The 12,744-nt window shown below is 71.3% G+C and carries 19 protein-coding genes; 16 read left to right on the forward strand and 3 right to left on the reverse strand.

Annotated features, from left to right (window positions below; genetic code table 11):
• The first annotated feature begins 99 nt into the window (after positions 1-99).
• The 3 genes from ACIOGZ_RS03915 to ACIOGZ_RS03925 all read left to right on the forward strand — a co-directional run bounded on the left by ACIOGZ_RS03915 (position 100) and on the right by ACIOGZ_RS03925 (position 2,251).
• Positions 100-573: a hypothetical protein gene (locus ACIOGZ_RS03915; protein WP_363628986.1), complete on the forward strand. Its 474-nt coding sequence runs from the start codon at positions 100-102 to the stop codon at positions 571-573.
• A gap of 328 nt (positions 574-901) precedes the next feature.
• Positions 902-1,372: a hypothetical protein gene (locus ACIOGZ_RS03920; protein WP_363628984.1), complete on the forward strand. Its 471-nt coding sequence runs from the start codon at positions 902-904 to the stop codon at positions 1,370-1,372.
• A gap of 405 nt (positions 1,373-1,777) precedes the next feature.
• Positions 1,778-2,251 (forward strand): hypothetical protein, encoded by a 474-nt coding sequence (locus tag ACIOGZ_RS03925; protein ID WP_363628982.1) that lies wholly within the window; start codon positions 1,778-1,780, stop codon positions 2,249-2,251.
• Between the two features lie 147 nt (positions 2,252-2,398).
• On the opposite strand, the gene ACIOGZ_RS03930 is transcribed toward ACIOGZ_RS03925, so the two are convergent.
• Positions 2,399-2,590 carry a hypothetical protein gene (locus ACIOGZ_RS03930; protein WP_363628980.1) on the reverse strand — a complete coding sequence of 64 codons (192 nt, stop codon included), beginning with the start codon at positions 2,588-2,590 and terminating at the stop codon, positions 2,399-2,401.
• 599 nt (positions 2,591-3,189) lie between these two features.
• Between ACIOGZ_RS03930 and ACIOGZ_RS03935 the strand changes: the two genes are divergently transcribed.
• The 13 genes from ACIOGZ_RS03935 to ACIOGZ_RS03995 all read left to right on the forward strand — a co-directional run bounded on the left by ACIOGZ_RS03935 (position 3,190) and on the right by ACIOGZ_RS03995 (position 11,208).
• Entirely contained in the window at positions 3,190-3,819 is a 630-nt protein-coding gene (locus ACIOGZ_RS03935) for a helix-turn-helix domain-containing protein (RefSeq protein ID WP_363628978.1), read from the forward strand.
• A 173-nt stretch (positions 3,820-3,992) separates the two neighbouring features.
• A complete protein-coding gene (locus ACIOGZ_RS03940; RefSeq protein WP_363628977.1) occupies positions 3,993-5,084 on the forward strand; it encodes a hypothetical protein in 1,092 nt (363 codons plus the stop codon).
• A gap of 106 nt (positions 5,085-5,190) precedes the next feature.
• Positions 5,191-5,730, forward strand: a complete 540-nt coding sequence (locus tag ACIOGZ_RS03945; RefSeq protein WP_363628975.1) for a hypothetical protein — start codon at positions 5,191-5,193, stop codon at positions 5,728-5,730.
• Between the two features lie 114 nt (positions 5,731-5,844).
• Positions 5,845-6,813 carry a LysM peptidoglycan-binding domain-containing protein gene (locus tag ACIOGZ_RS03950; protein ID WP_363628974.1) on the forward strand — a complete coding sequence of 323 codons (969 nt, stop codon included), beginning with the start codon at positions 5,845-5,847 and terminating at the stop codon, positions 6,811-6,813.
• 152 nt (positions 6,814-6,965) lie between these two features.
• Positions 6,966-7,592, forward strand: coding sequence for a hypothetical protein (locus ACIOGZ_RS03955; protein ID WP_363628972.1), 627 nt, complete (start codon positions 6,966-6,968; stop codon positions 7,590-7,592).
• Positions 7,593-7,659: 67 nt separating this feature from the next.
• Positions 7,660-7,893: a hypothetical protein gene (locus tag ACIOGZ_RS03960; protein ID WP_363628971.1), complete on the forward strand. Its 234-nt coding sequence runs from the start codon at positions 7,660-7,662 to the stop codon at positions 7,891-7,893.
• Positions 7,894-7,979: 86 nt separating this feature from the next.
• On the forward strand, positions 7,980-8,336 hold the full coding sequence (locus ACIOGZ_RS03965; RefSeq protein ID WP_363628970.1) for an HU family DNA-binding protein: 357 nt from the start codon (positions 7,980-7,982) through the stop codon (positions 8,334-8,336).
• A complete protein-coding gene (locus ACIOGZ_RS03970; protein ID WP_363628968.1) occupies positions 8,333-8,773 on the forward strand; it encodes a hypothetical protein in 441 nt (146 codons plus the stop codon). Before ACIOGZ_RS03965 ends, ACIOGZ_RS03970 begins: the two co-directional genes overlap by 4 nt.
• Before the next feature lie 99 nt (positions 8,774-8,872).
• Positions 8,873-9,157 (forward strand): hypothetical protein, encoded by a 285-nt coding sequence (locus ACIOGZ_RS03975; protein ID WP_363628967.1) that lies wholly within the window; start codon positions 8,873-8,875, stop codon positions 9,155-9,157.
• Positions 9,158-9,238: 81 nt separating this feature from the next.
• Complete coding sequence (locus ACIOGZ_RS03980; protein WP_363628965.1) at positions 9,239-9,823, forward strand: hypothetical protein; 585 nt, start codon at positions 9,239-9,241, stop codon at positions 9,821-9,823.
• Positions 9,824-9,835: 12 nt separating this feature from the next.
• Positions 9,836-10,387, forward strand: coding sequence for a hypothetical protein (locus ACIOGZ_RS03985; protein ID WP_363628964.1), 552 nt, complete (start codon positions 9,836-9,838; stop codon positions 10,385-10,387).
• Positions 10,384-10,719 (forward strand): single-stranded DNA-binding protein, encoded by a 336-nt coding sequence (locus ACIOGZ_RS03990; protein ID WP_363628962.1) that lies wholly within the window; start codon positions 10,384-10,386, stop codon positions 10,717-10,719. The genes ACIOGZ_RS03985 and ACIOGZ_RS03990 overlap by 4 nt, the downstream gene beginning before the upstream one ends.
• 132 nt (positions 10,720-10,851) lie before the next feature.
• On the forward strand, positions 10,852-11,208 hold the full coding sequence (locus ACIOGZ_RS03995; RefSeq protein WP_363628961.1) for a hypothetical protein: 357 nt from the start codon (positions 10,852-10,854) through the stop codon (positions 11,206-11,208).
• Here ACIOGZ_RS03995 and ACIOGZ_RS04000 read toward each other — a convergent pair.
• Together ACIOGZ_RS04000 and ACIOGZ_RS04005 are read right to left on the reverse strand one after the other, a co-directional pair.
• Positions 11,205-12,203 (reverse strand): hypothetical protein, encoded by a 999-nt coding sequence (locus ACIOGZ_RS04000; protein WP_400984716.1) that lies wholly within the window; start codon positions 12,201-12,203, stop codon positions 11,205-11,207. The two genes, ACIOGZ_RS03995 and ACIOGZ_RS04000, sit on opposite strands and share 4 nt — an antisense overlap.
• A gap of 2 nt (positions 12,204-12,205) precedes the next feature.
• Entirely contained in the window at positions 12,206-12,421 is a 216-nt protein-coding gene (locus tag ACIOGZ_RS04005; RefSeq protein WP_363628959.1) for a hypothetical protein, read from the reverse strand.
• Positions 12,422-12,744: the final 323 nt, after the last annotated feature.

Genomic DNA, 12,744 nt, shown 5'->3' on the forward strand with positions numbered 1-12,744 from the left:
GGTGCGGGAGTTGTGCCCAAGGAGGCCGTCCACGCGGGAGGATGGCGGGGCCAGGCCGGGGCCGCGAACCCTGGCCACCCACCACCAAGGAGACGACCGATGAATCTCAGGGTTCCGCTGGACCTTCCCCCGACCGCGTTGCGGCTGGGCGACCTCCGCGCCTTCCTCGGGGTACTGCCCGATGACCTGATGGTCGTCGGCGACTGCGCCGGACCGAAGGGCACGTGCCTGACCAGGCTGGGGTGGCCGATGAAGGTGTCAGTGCTGGACGAGTCCGGCCGCCATGTGCCGGTGATTGCGCTGGCGCAGGTCCACACCGCCGACAAGTTCGGAATGACCGTGTCGCGCCTCCTCCGGCTCGTCGCCGACCTGCCGGAGGAAGCGCCGGTGGTGACGGCCTGGAGGACGCCGGAGGGTCCCCGTCAGACGACCGTCGGAACGCCTGAATTCGGCGACCTGATCACCAACGTGACCACCGGGGCGACGGCCAGGGTGGTGGTCCTGCCCGGCGTGCTCACCGGCGCGACCGGCCGGGCGTACGAAGCCATCGTCTACGGCTTCGGCTTGGACTGACCCGAAGGCCCAGCAGGCCAGCCGGGCGCCAGTGACGTCACTGGTGCCCAGCTGGGCGTTGACGCCCCTGGGCCCGATGAGAGATGAGGTGGCCGCCGGCCACCCGGCCTGGGCGTGCAGGCTCGCGGTGGTCAGTGCGCACGACCCCGTGAGGGTCACCCCGATGCTCTCCATGCCGACCCAGTGCGCCGCGCCGATCTACTCGCCTCTATCTCATCACCGCCCTTATCTAGCACGGGAGTTGTTCTCAAGGCGGCCGACGCTGCTGGAGGATGGCAGGGCCAGACCGGGACCGCGAATCCCGGCCGCCTGAACAAGGAGACCAACGATGATGCTCAACGTTCCCCTGGAGCTCCCCGCGACCGCGATCCGGATCGGAGACCTCCGTGCCCTCCTGGGGGTGCTGCCCGCTGATCTACTGGTCGTCGCCGACTGCCCCGGGCAGGACGGTCCCGGTCGCACTCGGGTGGGATGGCCGGTGAAAGCCCCAGTACGCGACGAGTCCGGCCGACGGGTCCCCGTGGTCGCGCTCCCGGAGGTGGACGGTGACGACGAGGACGCGATGACGGTGTCGCTCCTGTGCGGGCTCCTCGCTGACTTGCCCGAGGGTGCGCCCGTGGTGGCGGTCTGGGAGACCGAGGACGGCCCCCTTCAGACGACGGTCGGCGCTCCTGAGGTCGGCGACCTCATCAACGAGGCCTCCGGGCTGACGGTTCGGGTGGTTGTCCTCCCGGCCGTGCTCAGCGGCGCGACCGGCACCGCGTACGACGAGATCGCCTACAACCTCGGCTGGGAGTAGCCCGAGGCTCCAACACGCGGGGGTGCATCCTAGGAACCGTTCCTAGGATGCACCCCCGCGTGCTGACCGTTGGAGACCACCGCCTCGCGTGAGGCGGTGGTCTCCATGTAGGCCGCCGCAGCGACATGGGCGGGCCGGTGAGCCGATGAGGACCAGGGTGGCCGGCCAGCCGATCCGAATGCGCAGGGCCGGGGTTCCCGCACGCACCACACCGCGGTGACCGCCACCCACCTGACTGGCGCGCTCGGCGCAGACCCAGCGCGCCGTGCCGATGCCCTCGCCCATCTGCCAACAACTCATTTATCTAGCAGTCGAGTTGTGCCCAACGTTGTCGAAGGGGCTGGAGGATGGCAGAGCCAGACCGGGACCGCGAACCCCGGTCGCCGATAGTTGAGGAGACCCGCCATGATGTTGCCGAACGTTCCCCTTGAGATTCCTGATGAGGTCCTGCGTGTCCGGGACCTGCGTAAGCACCTTTCACTCATGCCGGACGAGCACCTGGTCGCCGTAGATTTCGCCGGCCTCGACGGGATGGCGGGCTCTCTGCTCGGCTGGCCCGTGATGGCTGCGGTGAGCGACGAATCCGGCCGACGGGTTCCTGTGGTCGCCCTTCCGCAGGTGCCGGTCACGGACACCAGGGTCGTCCGGGTAGCCTTCCTACGCAGCCGGTTGGGCGAGATGCCGGACGACGCGCTTGTGGTGGCCGCCTGGGAGGACTTCGACGGCATTCGCCAAAGCACCGTCAGCGCCCCGTTCCGGGGCGTCTACGTGAGCGAGTCCTCCGGAGTGACGATGCCCGCAGCGATCCTGCCGTATGAGCTCAGCGACGCCACCGGCTTCGCCTACGACGAGATCGTCAACAGCCTCGGCTGGGAGTAGTCCGAAGGCACAACAGCCCGGGCGGGCACTCCGTAAATTTACGGAGTGCCCGCCCGGGCTCGACGTCGACCTACTCACGCGAGTAGGTCGCCTGTTTGCTCCGCCGCGCGGGCGGGCTGCCGCAGCCGGCGTGCGGCCGCAGGTCTGCTACCGGTGGCGGAGCAGCGACCACAGGACCGGGCCGGTGAGCCCGATGACCGCCGAGGTGGCCGTCGGCCACCCGACCTGGTTGTGCAGGCTCGCCGTGGTCAGTGCTCCGTGGCCGCAGACCGCGAGGTCCCGCCAGGTCACCGGCCGGTCCACCGCAGACGGCGGCGCAGAGCCTTTGAACTGTGCCATGATGGGCATCGTTCCCTTTCTGCTCAATCTCTGGCTGAATAGCGGGATAAACGGGTCACCCTTGCACCGGGTGGCCCGTTCTGCGTGCACTGAAGACTAGTGCTCCGCAGGGCTCAGGCAAAATCACCTTCCCGCGTTCGTGAATCACCCCAGCGTGCGGCCCCTATGCGCCGTCTCGATATCGAGCCGAGCAGACCTTCCGGGATGCCAGAAGCAGCCTGCGGTCATGTCCTGCGTACCCCTGCGGGATGCGCAAACTCCAGGCCAGGCGTGCAAGGTTGCACGTTTTCGATTCCGTTCGGGCGATCCGTTGGTTCGGATCTCCGGCGCTGCGGGCAGTGCCCGAAGGCTTCTGCGGAGTCAAATTCATAGAATTAAGCAACCGGATCTTATGGAGGTGCCTGTCGCTCGGGGCAGAATAGGGGTCTCAATACTGCTTAATGGGGGGTCGATACCAGATATTGCAACCCACTTATGGGAGCGCGGCCGCCGGGGGAGTCGCCTCGGTGCCGAGCCCGGGTCCGGTCGCCGTAGTGGGCTCCTGCTCCCGCAACGGCTCAAGAAGCCGTTGACCTGTGTGTAGTCGTACGTTCGGTTCCGTGAGTAGCCGCCGCGGTCGCCGTCCCGCCCTCGATCCGGAGGTGGAGAAGCGCTTGTTGGACGCGGTCCGGGCGGGCGTTCCAGTGAGCGACGCGGCGCCGATGGCCGGCATTCACCCCAGCACCGTGTACCGGTGGCTGGAGCGGGCGGAGCAGGAGCAGCAGCGGCGGGAGGCCGGCCTGCGGGCCAGGGCTGGTGAGCAGTCGTTCTGCGAGTTCCGCGACAGGTTCATGCGCGCGCGCAGCGAGGGCAAGGCGCAGCTGGTGCTGCTCGTGCGGAAGGCGGCGAGCGGCGGTCACGTGGTGCGGGAGCGCACGCGGACGGTGCGCGATCCGGAGACGGGCGAGCGGGTGGTGCAGGTCGAGCGGGACTTCGCCCAGCCGGACTGGCGGGCGGCGCAGTTCCTCCTCGCGTGCCTGGACCCGGACAGCTTCGGCCGGGCGGCGCAGACCCGTATCGAGGTGGCGCCGGCGGCCGGTGGCGAGCTTCCGGCGGCCCCGGGGGAGCGGGGAGGGGGTGTCGAGCGGCTGGCCGTGCGTCTGGCGCAGATTCGCGAGGAGTTCGCCGCGGAGCTGGAGGAGGAAGCCGCGGTGGTCGATGCGGAGCTGGTGGAGGGCTCGGAGCTGTAGGGGCTGGTCCGTCGTCGCGGCCGGCTGTGGCTGGGCGGCGTCGTCCAGGAGTGTCCCCTTCGGTCAGAATGCTCAACTCTTGTGCGCTCTAAGGCTGTTGTCCGGTTCTGTGCCCTTGGTGAGTGTGGGCTTAGTCGGGCCCGACGGGCCCAAGGGGGCAGGGAGTAACACACATGGCGAGCAAAGACGTTGAACTGGGCCGGGCGACTGCGGTGGTGGCTGAGCAGGTCGGTGCCGAGCTGGCATCCGCCAACCGCGTGCTGCACAGCGTCGGTCTCGGTGAAGTGCCGGACTACGCGATCAACGGGGGCGTGCTGCTCAGCACTGTGCCGCAGGAGATCCTGAGCCTGTCCGAGGTGCGGCAGATGGTCACCCTGGCCGCGCTGTGGCGGCTGTGGGCGAAGGGGAAGAACGTCGCCGCGATGCACCCCGACATGGCGTCGGAGCTGGCGACGTACCGGCTCGGCACGCTGCCGGGGCAGTTGTTCCGCAACCTGGCCCGCCACCCCAACCTGATGGTGGTCTTCGCTGAGCCGCCCGCGATGGAGCTCAGTGTGGGAGACGGTGGCAAGGGGCGGCTGTTGGCGATCCTCTTCAGCGGGCGTCGCACCCCGGACAAGCTGCTGTGCCTGACCAGCGACCACCGGATGGATGAGATCGCCGTCGCCGTGATCTGCGAGCCGCTAGCCGAGGACGGCACCCCGCTGCCCCCTCCGCCCGGCGGGACGACACCGGTACTGGAGTTCTGCCACCTGTCGATCCCCGCTCGGACTGGGGACAAGTTCACCGCCGAGGAACTCGCGCTGAGGATCGCCCGCAAGAGCGGCCAGGAGAAGCCGACCGACGCCCAGCGCGCGATCGTGACGAGGGCGCTGCAGGTCGCCGTCTACCTGTGCTCCTCGAAGGCGGACATCGCGGCTCCGCCCGCGCCGCGAGGCAAGGCCGCCAAACCCGGCAAGCAGCGGCGCTGGAACAAGCCGGAAAGCTTCCTGCGCCTGGGCTGGCGGCTCGGCCCACGCCTGAGGGCCGCCCGGGTGCGCGTCCAGGAAGCGCGGCGCAGCGCCGCCCCGAGCACCGGCGGCAACGGCTCGGCGGGGGGCTGGAGGCAGTACACCCACCAACGGGGCGGGCACCTCAAGACTGTCTGGTACGGGCCGGGGAAGACGCTCTCCGACTCGCGGTTGATAGAGCCGTACTGGGTGTCGGAGGACCTGCTCGACGAGGACGGGCAGGCCCCCGAAGGCATCATCCGGCCTGTGAGGTAAGGCTGTTGTCCGCCTCTGCGTGGGGTGGGGAGGGTGGTGGGGTCCGCCAATTGGCGGACCCCCTGTTGCCGAGCCCCGCCGCGAACGGGCCCTCCCGGAGGACCAGATGACCAACAAGGACCTGACCGACCTGCCCCCCGCTCTGGCGGCCCGGCCGCGAGACGAGAAGCGAGGCCTGCCGATCCCCGCCGTCAACGTGCACGATGATGGCGTCGACTTCGTGGTCATCAACGGCGAGGCCGCCCTGCGGCTGGCCCTCGCGGACTGGTGCTCGCTGTGCGGCACACCGCTTGAGGGGCCGGCCGCGTTCCTTGGCGGCCCGATGTCGGCGCAGACGGGCTGCTACTCGGACCCGCCGATGCACGAGGCCTGCGCGCAGGCGGCGCTCATGCTGTGTCCGCACATTGCCCGGCCGAATGCCCGCCGCGCTGGCGAGCGCCGCGTCGCGGAGGACTCTGCCGTGGCGGTCGGGTTCACCCTGGAGAAGCCCGAGGAGTGGGTGATGGTCGTCGCGTCCGGCTACCTCGTCGGCTCCACGCCCGCCGAGGGCGGCGGCTTGGTCCCGCTGTTCGTCGTGCGTGAGCGGCTGTGCGAGCGTCGATTCGGATACCAGGACGGCGTGTTGACCGAGACGGCCGCCGCCTGACAGCGCGACCTTAACGGCTGGCCCGGCCTAGCGTCCCGGCACACCAACCACCCGACCAGGGGAGGAAATCGTGCCGATCAGCAATCGGGCCGACCGCGGGCGGGAGGCGAGCCGATGAAGCTCGTCTCCCGCTCCGAGTGGGGCGCGGCAGCGCCCACCGGCGCCTACACCCGCATCAGCTCCACGCGCGGCGTCAAGATCCACTATGAGGGCTCGTCCGTGCCCGGCGGCCTGCTGGGCGACCACGGCCGATGCGCCGGCCACGTGCGCGACATCCAGCGCTCCCACCTCGACAACCGGAGCGAGAACTGGATCGACATCGCCTACTCCTTCGTCGTCTGCCCGCACGGGTACGTGTTCGAGGGGCGTGGCCTGAACAGGAAGAACGGCGCGAACGGCAACCCGGCACTGAACGCGGGCCACTACGCGGTCTGCGCGATGGTCGGCACCGCGGGGATCACCTCGCCGACCGACGCGATGCTCGACGGTCTGGTGGACGCCGTCGAGTACTGCCGGGCGCAGGGTGGCGCCGGCGGCGAGGTCCGTGGCCACAAGGACGGCTATCCGACGTCGTGCCCGGGGGACGAGCTGTACTCCTGGGTGCAGCGCGGCGCGCCCCGGCCCGGCGGTGGTGGGGGCGACGGCGGGACGCCCGACCCCCAGCCGTCGGGCGACAGCGCTGGCGTCTACACCGTGCAGTCGGGCGACACCCTCAGCGCCATCGCCGGGCGCTTCGAGACCGGGGTGGCGCAGCTGGTCGCGCTCAACGGCATCGCCGACCCGGACCGGATCCAGGCCGGCCAGCAGCTCCAGGTTCCGGCCCCGCCGTTCCCGGGGCGCGAGCACTTCGTGCTGGGCGCGCACAGTTCCTACGCCCAGCAGTTGCAGACCTGGCTCCAGGCGGGCGACTGGGGTCCGCCGTACCGGGTGGGGCCGAGCGAGGACATGGAGGCGCTGGACCTTCGGAAGGTGCAGGCGCTCCAGGAGTACTACGTCGGCGACCTCGGGCCTGCGGACGGGCTGACCGGGCCGTTGACGTGGCTGTACGCCTACCAGACCGCTCACGGACTGCGGTCCCGCTAGGGGTCAACTCAGCTGCGGGGCAGGCGCTTTGAGTGCCTGCCCCGCACTGAAAGTTACTGGAGTCATCTTATTTGACTCGGGTCTGTTTTATGCGAGGCTGGTCCTGCCAGCCGGGGACCGCGAACCCCCGGCCCGACGAAGGAGATAGCCCGATGACTGAAACCACCCCCGCCGACGAGACCCGCACCGAGGACGGCACCCGCCCCCGCCGCACCCTCACCCTGCGCCTCGACGTGCGGACCCTCGTGGCACTGGGCCTGGCCGGAACCGGGTTCATCACCGGCTCCCTGGTGATGAGCCACCCGGCGGCCGCCCCGGCCCCCGGCGCCCAGCCCGCTCAGACCCCGATCGTGCCGAGCCTGACGGCCACCCCCGTGCACCTGGGCACCGAGACTCCGACGGCCCCCGCCCTGCCGACCCTGGCCCCGGTCCTGACAAGCACCCCGACCGCCCCGGCCCCGACCGTTCCCGCCCTGAGTCCGATCCCGACCGTTCCCGCCCTGAGCCCGGCCCCGACCCTCCCGGCGCAGACCGGTGAGCAGAACGGCCCGGCCTCGGCCCCGGCCCCGCTCCCGGCCGTGACCGTCACCGTCACTCACGTGCAGACGGCCCCGACCGTCGGAGCACCGTCCCCGACCGGCGGCCCGAGCGCCTGCGTCCCGGCCCCGTCCCCGTCCCCGACGGGGGCGGCCAGCCCGGCCCCCAGCCCGAACCCGAGCACCGACCCGACCCCGACCAGCGTGCCGGTCACCCCCGGCCGCCCGACCTCCAGCCGCTGACCCCGCGCCTGACCGGCCCCGCCCCGGCGGGGCCGGTCAGGCCCCCTCTGAAAGGACGCCCACCGCCATGCGTGGCACCGCACTGCTCGTCGGCTCCCTCCTCGCCGGACTGGTGCTCGGAAGTATCAGCGGTGCCGCCATGGCCCGCAGCGCCGACGGCCCCTCCCCGGCCCCCGCCGTCACCACCTCCCAGTCCGCCGACCCGGGCTGCACCGTCCCGGCGGCCCCGGCCAAGCCCGCCGTCGGCCCGCCGAATCCCTCCCCGGGCCCGTCCCCGGCGCCCGCGCCGCGCGCGGCGTAGGCGTCCCCGAACCCGGGCCGGGCGACGTGACCACACACCGTCGCCCGGCCCGGAACCACCCCCTAGCCCACCGCAGGAGCAGACCCGTGACCATCAACAAGCGCGTCCTCATCGACCGCATCGCCCCCGTGCTCGGAGGCCGGCAGCCCGCCGCCCGCGCCATCGAGGCCGTCCTCGACGCAATCGTGCGTGCCGTCGTCGAGGGCGAGCCGGTGGCCGTCACCGGCTTCGGAACCTTCGAAGCCGTCGAGACCGCGAGCCGCAACGCCCGCAACCCCAAGACCGGCGGCAGGATCGTCGTGCCCGCGCGTCGAGTCCCCCGCTTCCGCCCCCACTCGCGGTTCCGCGACCTCGCCGACGGCCGCCGCGACCTGCCGCAGGACGGCAGCGCGATCCGCAAGGACCCCAAGGGCACCCACACCTCGACCGGGGGTGCGGCGTGAGCGGCCTCGTGGCACAGCTGGCGGCGCTGTTCGCCGAGTTCCAGCCCGAGCCCCCCACCCCGTACGTCCTGCGCCGCGACATCGACGTCTCCGGCGTCTCCGGTGTGGGCGTGGTGGCGGAGGGCTGCGTTTTCTCGGCCGCCGCCGGGTCCAGGGGCGTCACCCGCTGGCGAGGCGAGCGCGGTTCCACCGTCGTCTGGGACCACGCCGTCGACGTCGAGCCGATCCACGGCCACGACGGGGCGACGAGCGTCGTCCTCCTGCCGCTGCCGGCCATGATCCACGCGCTCACCTCCATCGCCGAACTCGGGCAGCAGCGAGGAGGTGACGAGTGGGCGCGGGGCTGGAACGAGGCGCTGCGCGCGGTCCATGGACTGGTCGAGCGCGCCCTGGCGTCGCACCTGGCGGCCGCTGAGGAGCGCACCAAGCCCAGTTAGATGTACTGAAGTTTTCTTTATTGACCTAGGTCTATTTCTGCGGGAGGCTGGTACCGCCAGCCGGGGGCCGCGAACCCCCGGCCCGACCTAGGAGAACCGATGGCCTTCAGCAACGGGACCCACCCGCCCCTGAACGACGGATCGACCGTGGAGTACCTCGGGCGAGTGGAGTCCCTGCGACACCAGATGCTCACCGCCCGCCCCGGCACGCTCCCCTGCGACACGTACGCGGACGAGAACGGCGAGCAGCAGCACCTGTACAACCTCCTGCGCGACGACGAGCTGGTGCTCAGCCACGTGCACCCCGAGGACCTCATGGACTGGACCCCGGCGACGGACGAGAACGGGCAGCTACTCGACCCCTTCGCCCCGGAGCACGGCTAGCTGAGTGGTCCGGCGGCAGGCCTTCCTGCCGCCGGGCCCCGCATCCGGTTCCGACCCGTCACCAGACCAGGAGCGCCCCCTGTGGAGCCGATCAGGGCCGTCTATCACGGCAGCAAGACCGAACTGCACGGCCGGACCTTCACTGTCACCGCCAACGAGGACTGCGCCGGCCACCCCGGCGGGCCCTTCGGCGAGCTGGACGAGTGCATCGTTCTCCGCGCCCCCGACGGCAGCGGCCTCCAGCACGTCCACCCGCGCAGCTTCACCGTCCTCGCCCCCGACGGCGACCCGCTCCACCGCGACGCCCAGGACGGCGACTGGACGTGGGTGCCCGGCATCGGCGAAGTCCGCTTCGCCTACGCCGAACCCACCTCCAGCCCCTGGACCCTGCGGATCCACTACTACGCCTACAGCGGCCGCTGGATGATCCTGTCCGAGCGCGTGAGCCGCGACGACCACACCGCCAAGCGCACCCGCTACACCTCCCCACACAACGTACTCGCCTGGCGCATCCGCGTCGCCCTGGACGACCTCGCCGCCGACCGCGACCACGCCGTCCACGACGCCTACGAGCGCTGCGCCGACCTCCTGGAACGGCGCATGCAGGAACTCGAACTCGGCACGCCCGCCGCGCCGCGCGCCGGCCACCTCGCGCTAACCCACTGACTGGAGTACCCCATGCGTGTCTTCACCAGCATTACCTGCCTGGACGACGGCCATGCCATCACCTCGGTGAGCGTCGCCCTCCTGCGCGAGGATGGCACCTCGTACTACGCCATCGACGGATCCATGGGGCGCGCCCGCATCGACCCCGCCCAGGCGATCGGGCCCGGCGTCGCCCACCTGCCCCTGCGAGACGGCCGCCTCGACCGCCGCGACCCGCACGTGCGCGGCCGCGACCGGCTGGCCTGCGAGCTCCGGTGGTTCCTCGAGGACACCCCGAGCCCCCAACTGTGGTCGTGGCGCGGGGACACCGACTACACCGTCCTCTCGCGGATGTGCCACCGCGCCGGGGCGCTGCCCCCGGGAGTGCCGGACTGGGTCGGCAGCCTGCGCCAGGAGGCCCACCGCCTTGCCCTGCCCATCACGGACCTGCCCCCGTGGCCCCGTACCGGCGCGCACCCGATGGCGATGGCCCGCCACTTCCTGCACATCGCCCGGTGCCTCGACGCGGCGGCCGCCACCGACCCCCTCGACCTGGACACCGCACGCTTGGCCGGTGGCCGGTGAACCTCCCCAACCACACCACCCTGATCGGCAGGATCCTGCGCGACCCCGAGCTGTACGAGCCCCCCGGCGGCGGGCTCGCCAAGACGACCTTCACCCTCCAGCAGCGCCCACTGCTGGCCGTCCCCGGCCGCCCGCGCGACCCGGAGGCCCGGGACCTGACCCTGCGCTGCATCGCCTGGCGGGACCTCGCGCACAAGATCGCCGAGACACTGCACGCCGACGACCAGGTCATCGTGCTCGGCCACCTCACCCAACGCGTACGCCGCCCACCCGGCCAGAGCCCCCACCTGATGATCGAGCTGACCATCGAGGCGATCGGCCCCCTGCTGTAGAACCCGTTCGGCGTGCCCGCGCCCTGCCCGGCAGGACGCGGGCACGCCGCGCTGTTCGCCAGCCCCCGCACCCCCTGATAGACATAGACGACCCCCGGCCCCGGTCGGACCACAGCCCGAAGGAGAGCACCGATGAGCGGCAAGGAGCCGGCCGCGACGCCGAAGCGCAGCAAGCCGCGCCGCACTGCGAGCCCCGGAGCGCGGCTCGCCGCCGCCGTTGAGGAGTTGCGAGCCGCGCTCGCGGCCGTCGAGGAAGCCGAACCGGAGCCGATGGACCTGCTCGACCAGCTGCGCGACCCGCTCGAGGTGATCGACAACACCGCCACCAGGATGCGCGAGATGCGCCTTGAAGGTGTCGTCGCCGCCTACCCCGACCGGTCCGTGCCCGTGTACCGGATCTCCGACGCCTCCGGGCTGGCCCCCGCCCTGGTGACCCGGTACGCCAAGCAGGCAGGGCTGGAGCTGCGCAACCGCCGCGCGAGCAGCTAACCGTCGGCCAGGGCGCGCAGCTCGGCGCGCAGGTCCCGGTCGTCCTCGTATCGGCCGGACTCCAGGGCTTCATGCGCCCAAGCGGCCACCTCCTCATCGTTCAGCAGCCACAATGAGGTCGGGGACTGATCGGGCACGCCAAGGCGGTACTCGTCGTCCACGTCGTCGCTGATGGCCTCGCCGTCCTTGCTGAGCTTCCCGACCTTGCGCAGGATCTCCTCCTCGCGCTCGCGGCGTTCGCGGACCTCCAGGACGAACGAGTCGAGGCACCCGAAGGCGAGTTGAGGGCTGACGGTAGCCCTTCGCCTCCGCCGCTCGATGGAGTCGCGCACCGCGATCCATCGACTACGCCGACTGTGGGATGCAGCTCGGCCGGGCCCCGCAGCATGGTCGAAGGCGTCGAGGACGGCTACCAGCTGATTGTGAGTCGGAAGAACGCGCCCGGCTAGGATCAGCTGGATGGTGCTCTTCGCTACCCGGTTCCCGGCGGCATCCGATAGGTCCTGGATGGCCTTGAGCGACGGCTGACCCGCCCGGGCCCGCATCTTCCTCAACCCCAGCGCCAGATTCGCCAAGGTCCGCCTGGGATGGGGGTTCCTGATCCGCACGACCACCGGTCCGCCAACCTCACGCACTCGGCGGTATCGCTGAGCAGTCGGGGCCTGCTCGGAGGCCAGAGGGGCGGCCCGCTCGATGGCCGCCGCCTTCCACAAGTCGCGGATGCCCTGCACCGCCGCCTCGCGCTGTGCCTTCGCGTCCGCAGGGTCCGCGGCCGCGCGGGCGAACGCGACGATGGTGCCGAGCCGGGGAAGCCGGTGGCCGCCGGCGGCCTGGCTCAGGGTCGCGGCGCCCTTGGGCATCCCGAGGGCCTTGGTGTGTTCTGCGAGTTCGGCGTAGGTGAGTCCGCCAGCCTCCTTCAACCGGCGCAGGGCGAGGGCGAGCGCCCGCAGGCGCGGGCCGGTGCCCGCCGGGACGGGGTTGGTGTGGCGCCCCACGATCAGCGCGCCCGTCCGTCGAGCCGGCGGCCGCCAGGGTGCCCGCGGGTGATCAAGCCGCTCGACGCGGTCGCCAGCACGATCAGCGGCTCCGGAACGGGCTTGCCGGTCAGCGTTAGCACGGCGAGCACCAGCACCAGGGTGGCCAGGAACGCGGCCTCGGGGCCGGACAGGCGGCTCTGGGCGAGAACGTTGGCCGGCGAGGGCAGGAACTTCATGCGAATCTCCTGAGGGACGTAGCGGGCGCGCTGCGCGGGTCGGCGGCGTTGTCGAGGTGATGGATCAACTCGGCACAGATGGCGGCCGGTTGCGTGCCGATCCAACCTCTATAGCGACCCGCCCCGCTACTCCGTTCGTGTCCCGAGGTCGATCGACGTCGGACTGCCGCGAGATCCAGGCGAGTGCGCTGAACTGCTGCTTCCTGCGACTTTGATTCGTTGGCGTCCAGCGGCCTCGGCCGCTCAGGCCCCCTCCGAACTCGGGCTCGGCGCCCGCCGGGGAAGGGCTGTCGGGCGTCCGTCGGCCGGTGGGAAGTCCCCGA

Origin of the sequence: Kitasatospora sp. NPDC088160 (assembly GCF_044741445.1) — a bacterium.
Classification (GTDB): Bacteria; Actinomycetota; Actinomycetes; order Streptomycetales; family Streptomycetaceae; genus Kitasatospora.

Excerpts from the sequence above, each read along its gene's own strand:
- ACIOGZ_RS03945 (WP_363628975.1), top strand. The coding sequence starts at position 5,191 with ATGACCAACAAGGACCTGACCGACCTGCCCCCCGCTCTGGCGGCCCGG.
- ACIOGZ_RS03920 (WP_363628984.1), top strand. The coding sequence starts at position 902 with ATGATGCTCAACGTTCCCCTGGAGCTCCCCGCGACCGCGATCCGGATC.
- ACIOGZ_RS03960 (WP_363628971.1), top strand. The coding sequence starts at position 7,660 with ATGCGTGGCACCGCACTGCTCGTCGGCTCCCTCCTCGCCGGACTGGTG.
- ACIOGZ_RS03915 (WP_363628986.1), top strand. The coding sequence starts at position 100 with ATGAATCTCAGGGTTCCGCTGGACCTTCCCCCGACCGCGTTGCGGCTG.
- ACIOGZ_RS04005 (WP_363628959.1), bottom strand. The coding sequence starts at position 12,421 with ATGAAGTTCCTGCCCTCGCCGGCCAACGTTCTCGCCCAGAGCCGCCTG.
- ACIOGZ_RS03940 (WP_363628977.1), top strand. The coding sequence starts at position 3,993 with ATGGCGAGCAAAGACGTTGAACTGGGCCGGGCGACTGCGGTGGTGGCT.
- ACIOGZ_RS03925 (WP_363628982.1), top strand. The coding sequence starts at position 1,778 with ATGATGTTGCCGAACGTTCCCCTTGAGATTCCTGATGAGGTCCTGCGT.
- ACIOGZ_RS03985 (WP_363628964.1), top strand. The coding sequence starts at position 9,836 with ATGCGTGTCTTCACCAGCATTACCTGCCTGGACGACGGCCATGCCATC.
- ACIOGZ_RS03995 (WP_363628961.1), top strand. The coding sequence starts at position 10,852 with ATGAGCGGCAAGGAGCCGGCCGCGACGCCGAAGCGCAGCAAGCCGCGC.
- ACIOGZ_RS03930 (WP_363628980.1), bottom strand. The coding sequence starts at position 2,590 with ATGGCACAGTTCAAAGGCTCTGCGCCGCCGTCTGCGGTGGACCGGCCG.
- ACIOGZ_RS03975 (WP_363628967.1), top strand. The coding sequence starts at position 8,873 with ATGGCCTTCAGCAACGGGACCCACCCGCCCCTGAACGACGGATCGACC.
- ACIOGZ_RS03950 (WP_363628974.1), top strand. The coding sequence starts at position 5,845 with ATGAAGCTCGTCTCCCGCTCCGAGTGGGGCGCGGCAGCGCCCACCGGC.
- ACIOGZ_RS03955 (WP_363628972.1), top strand. The coding sequence starts at position 6,966 with ATGACTGAAACCACCCCCGCCGACGAGACCCGCACCGAGGACGGCACC.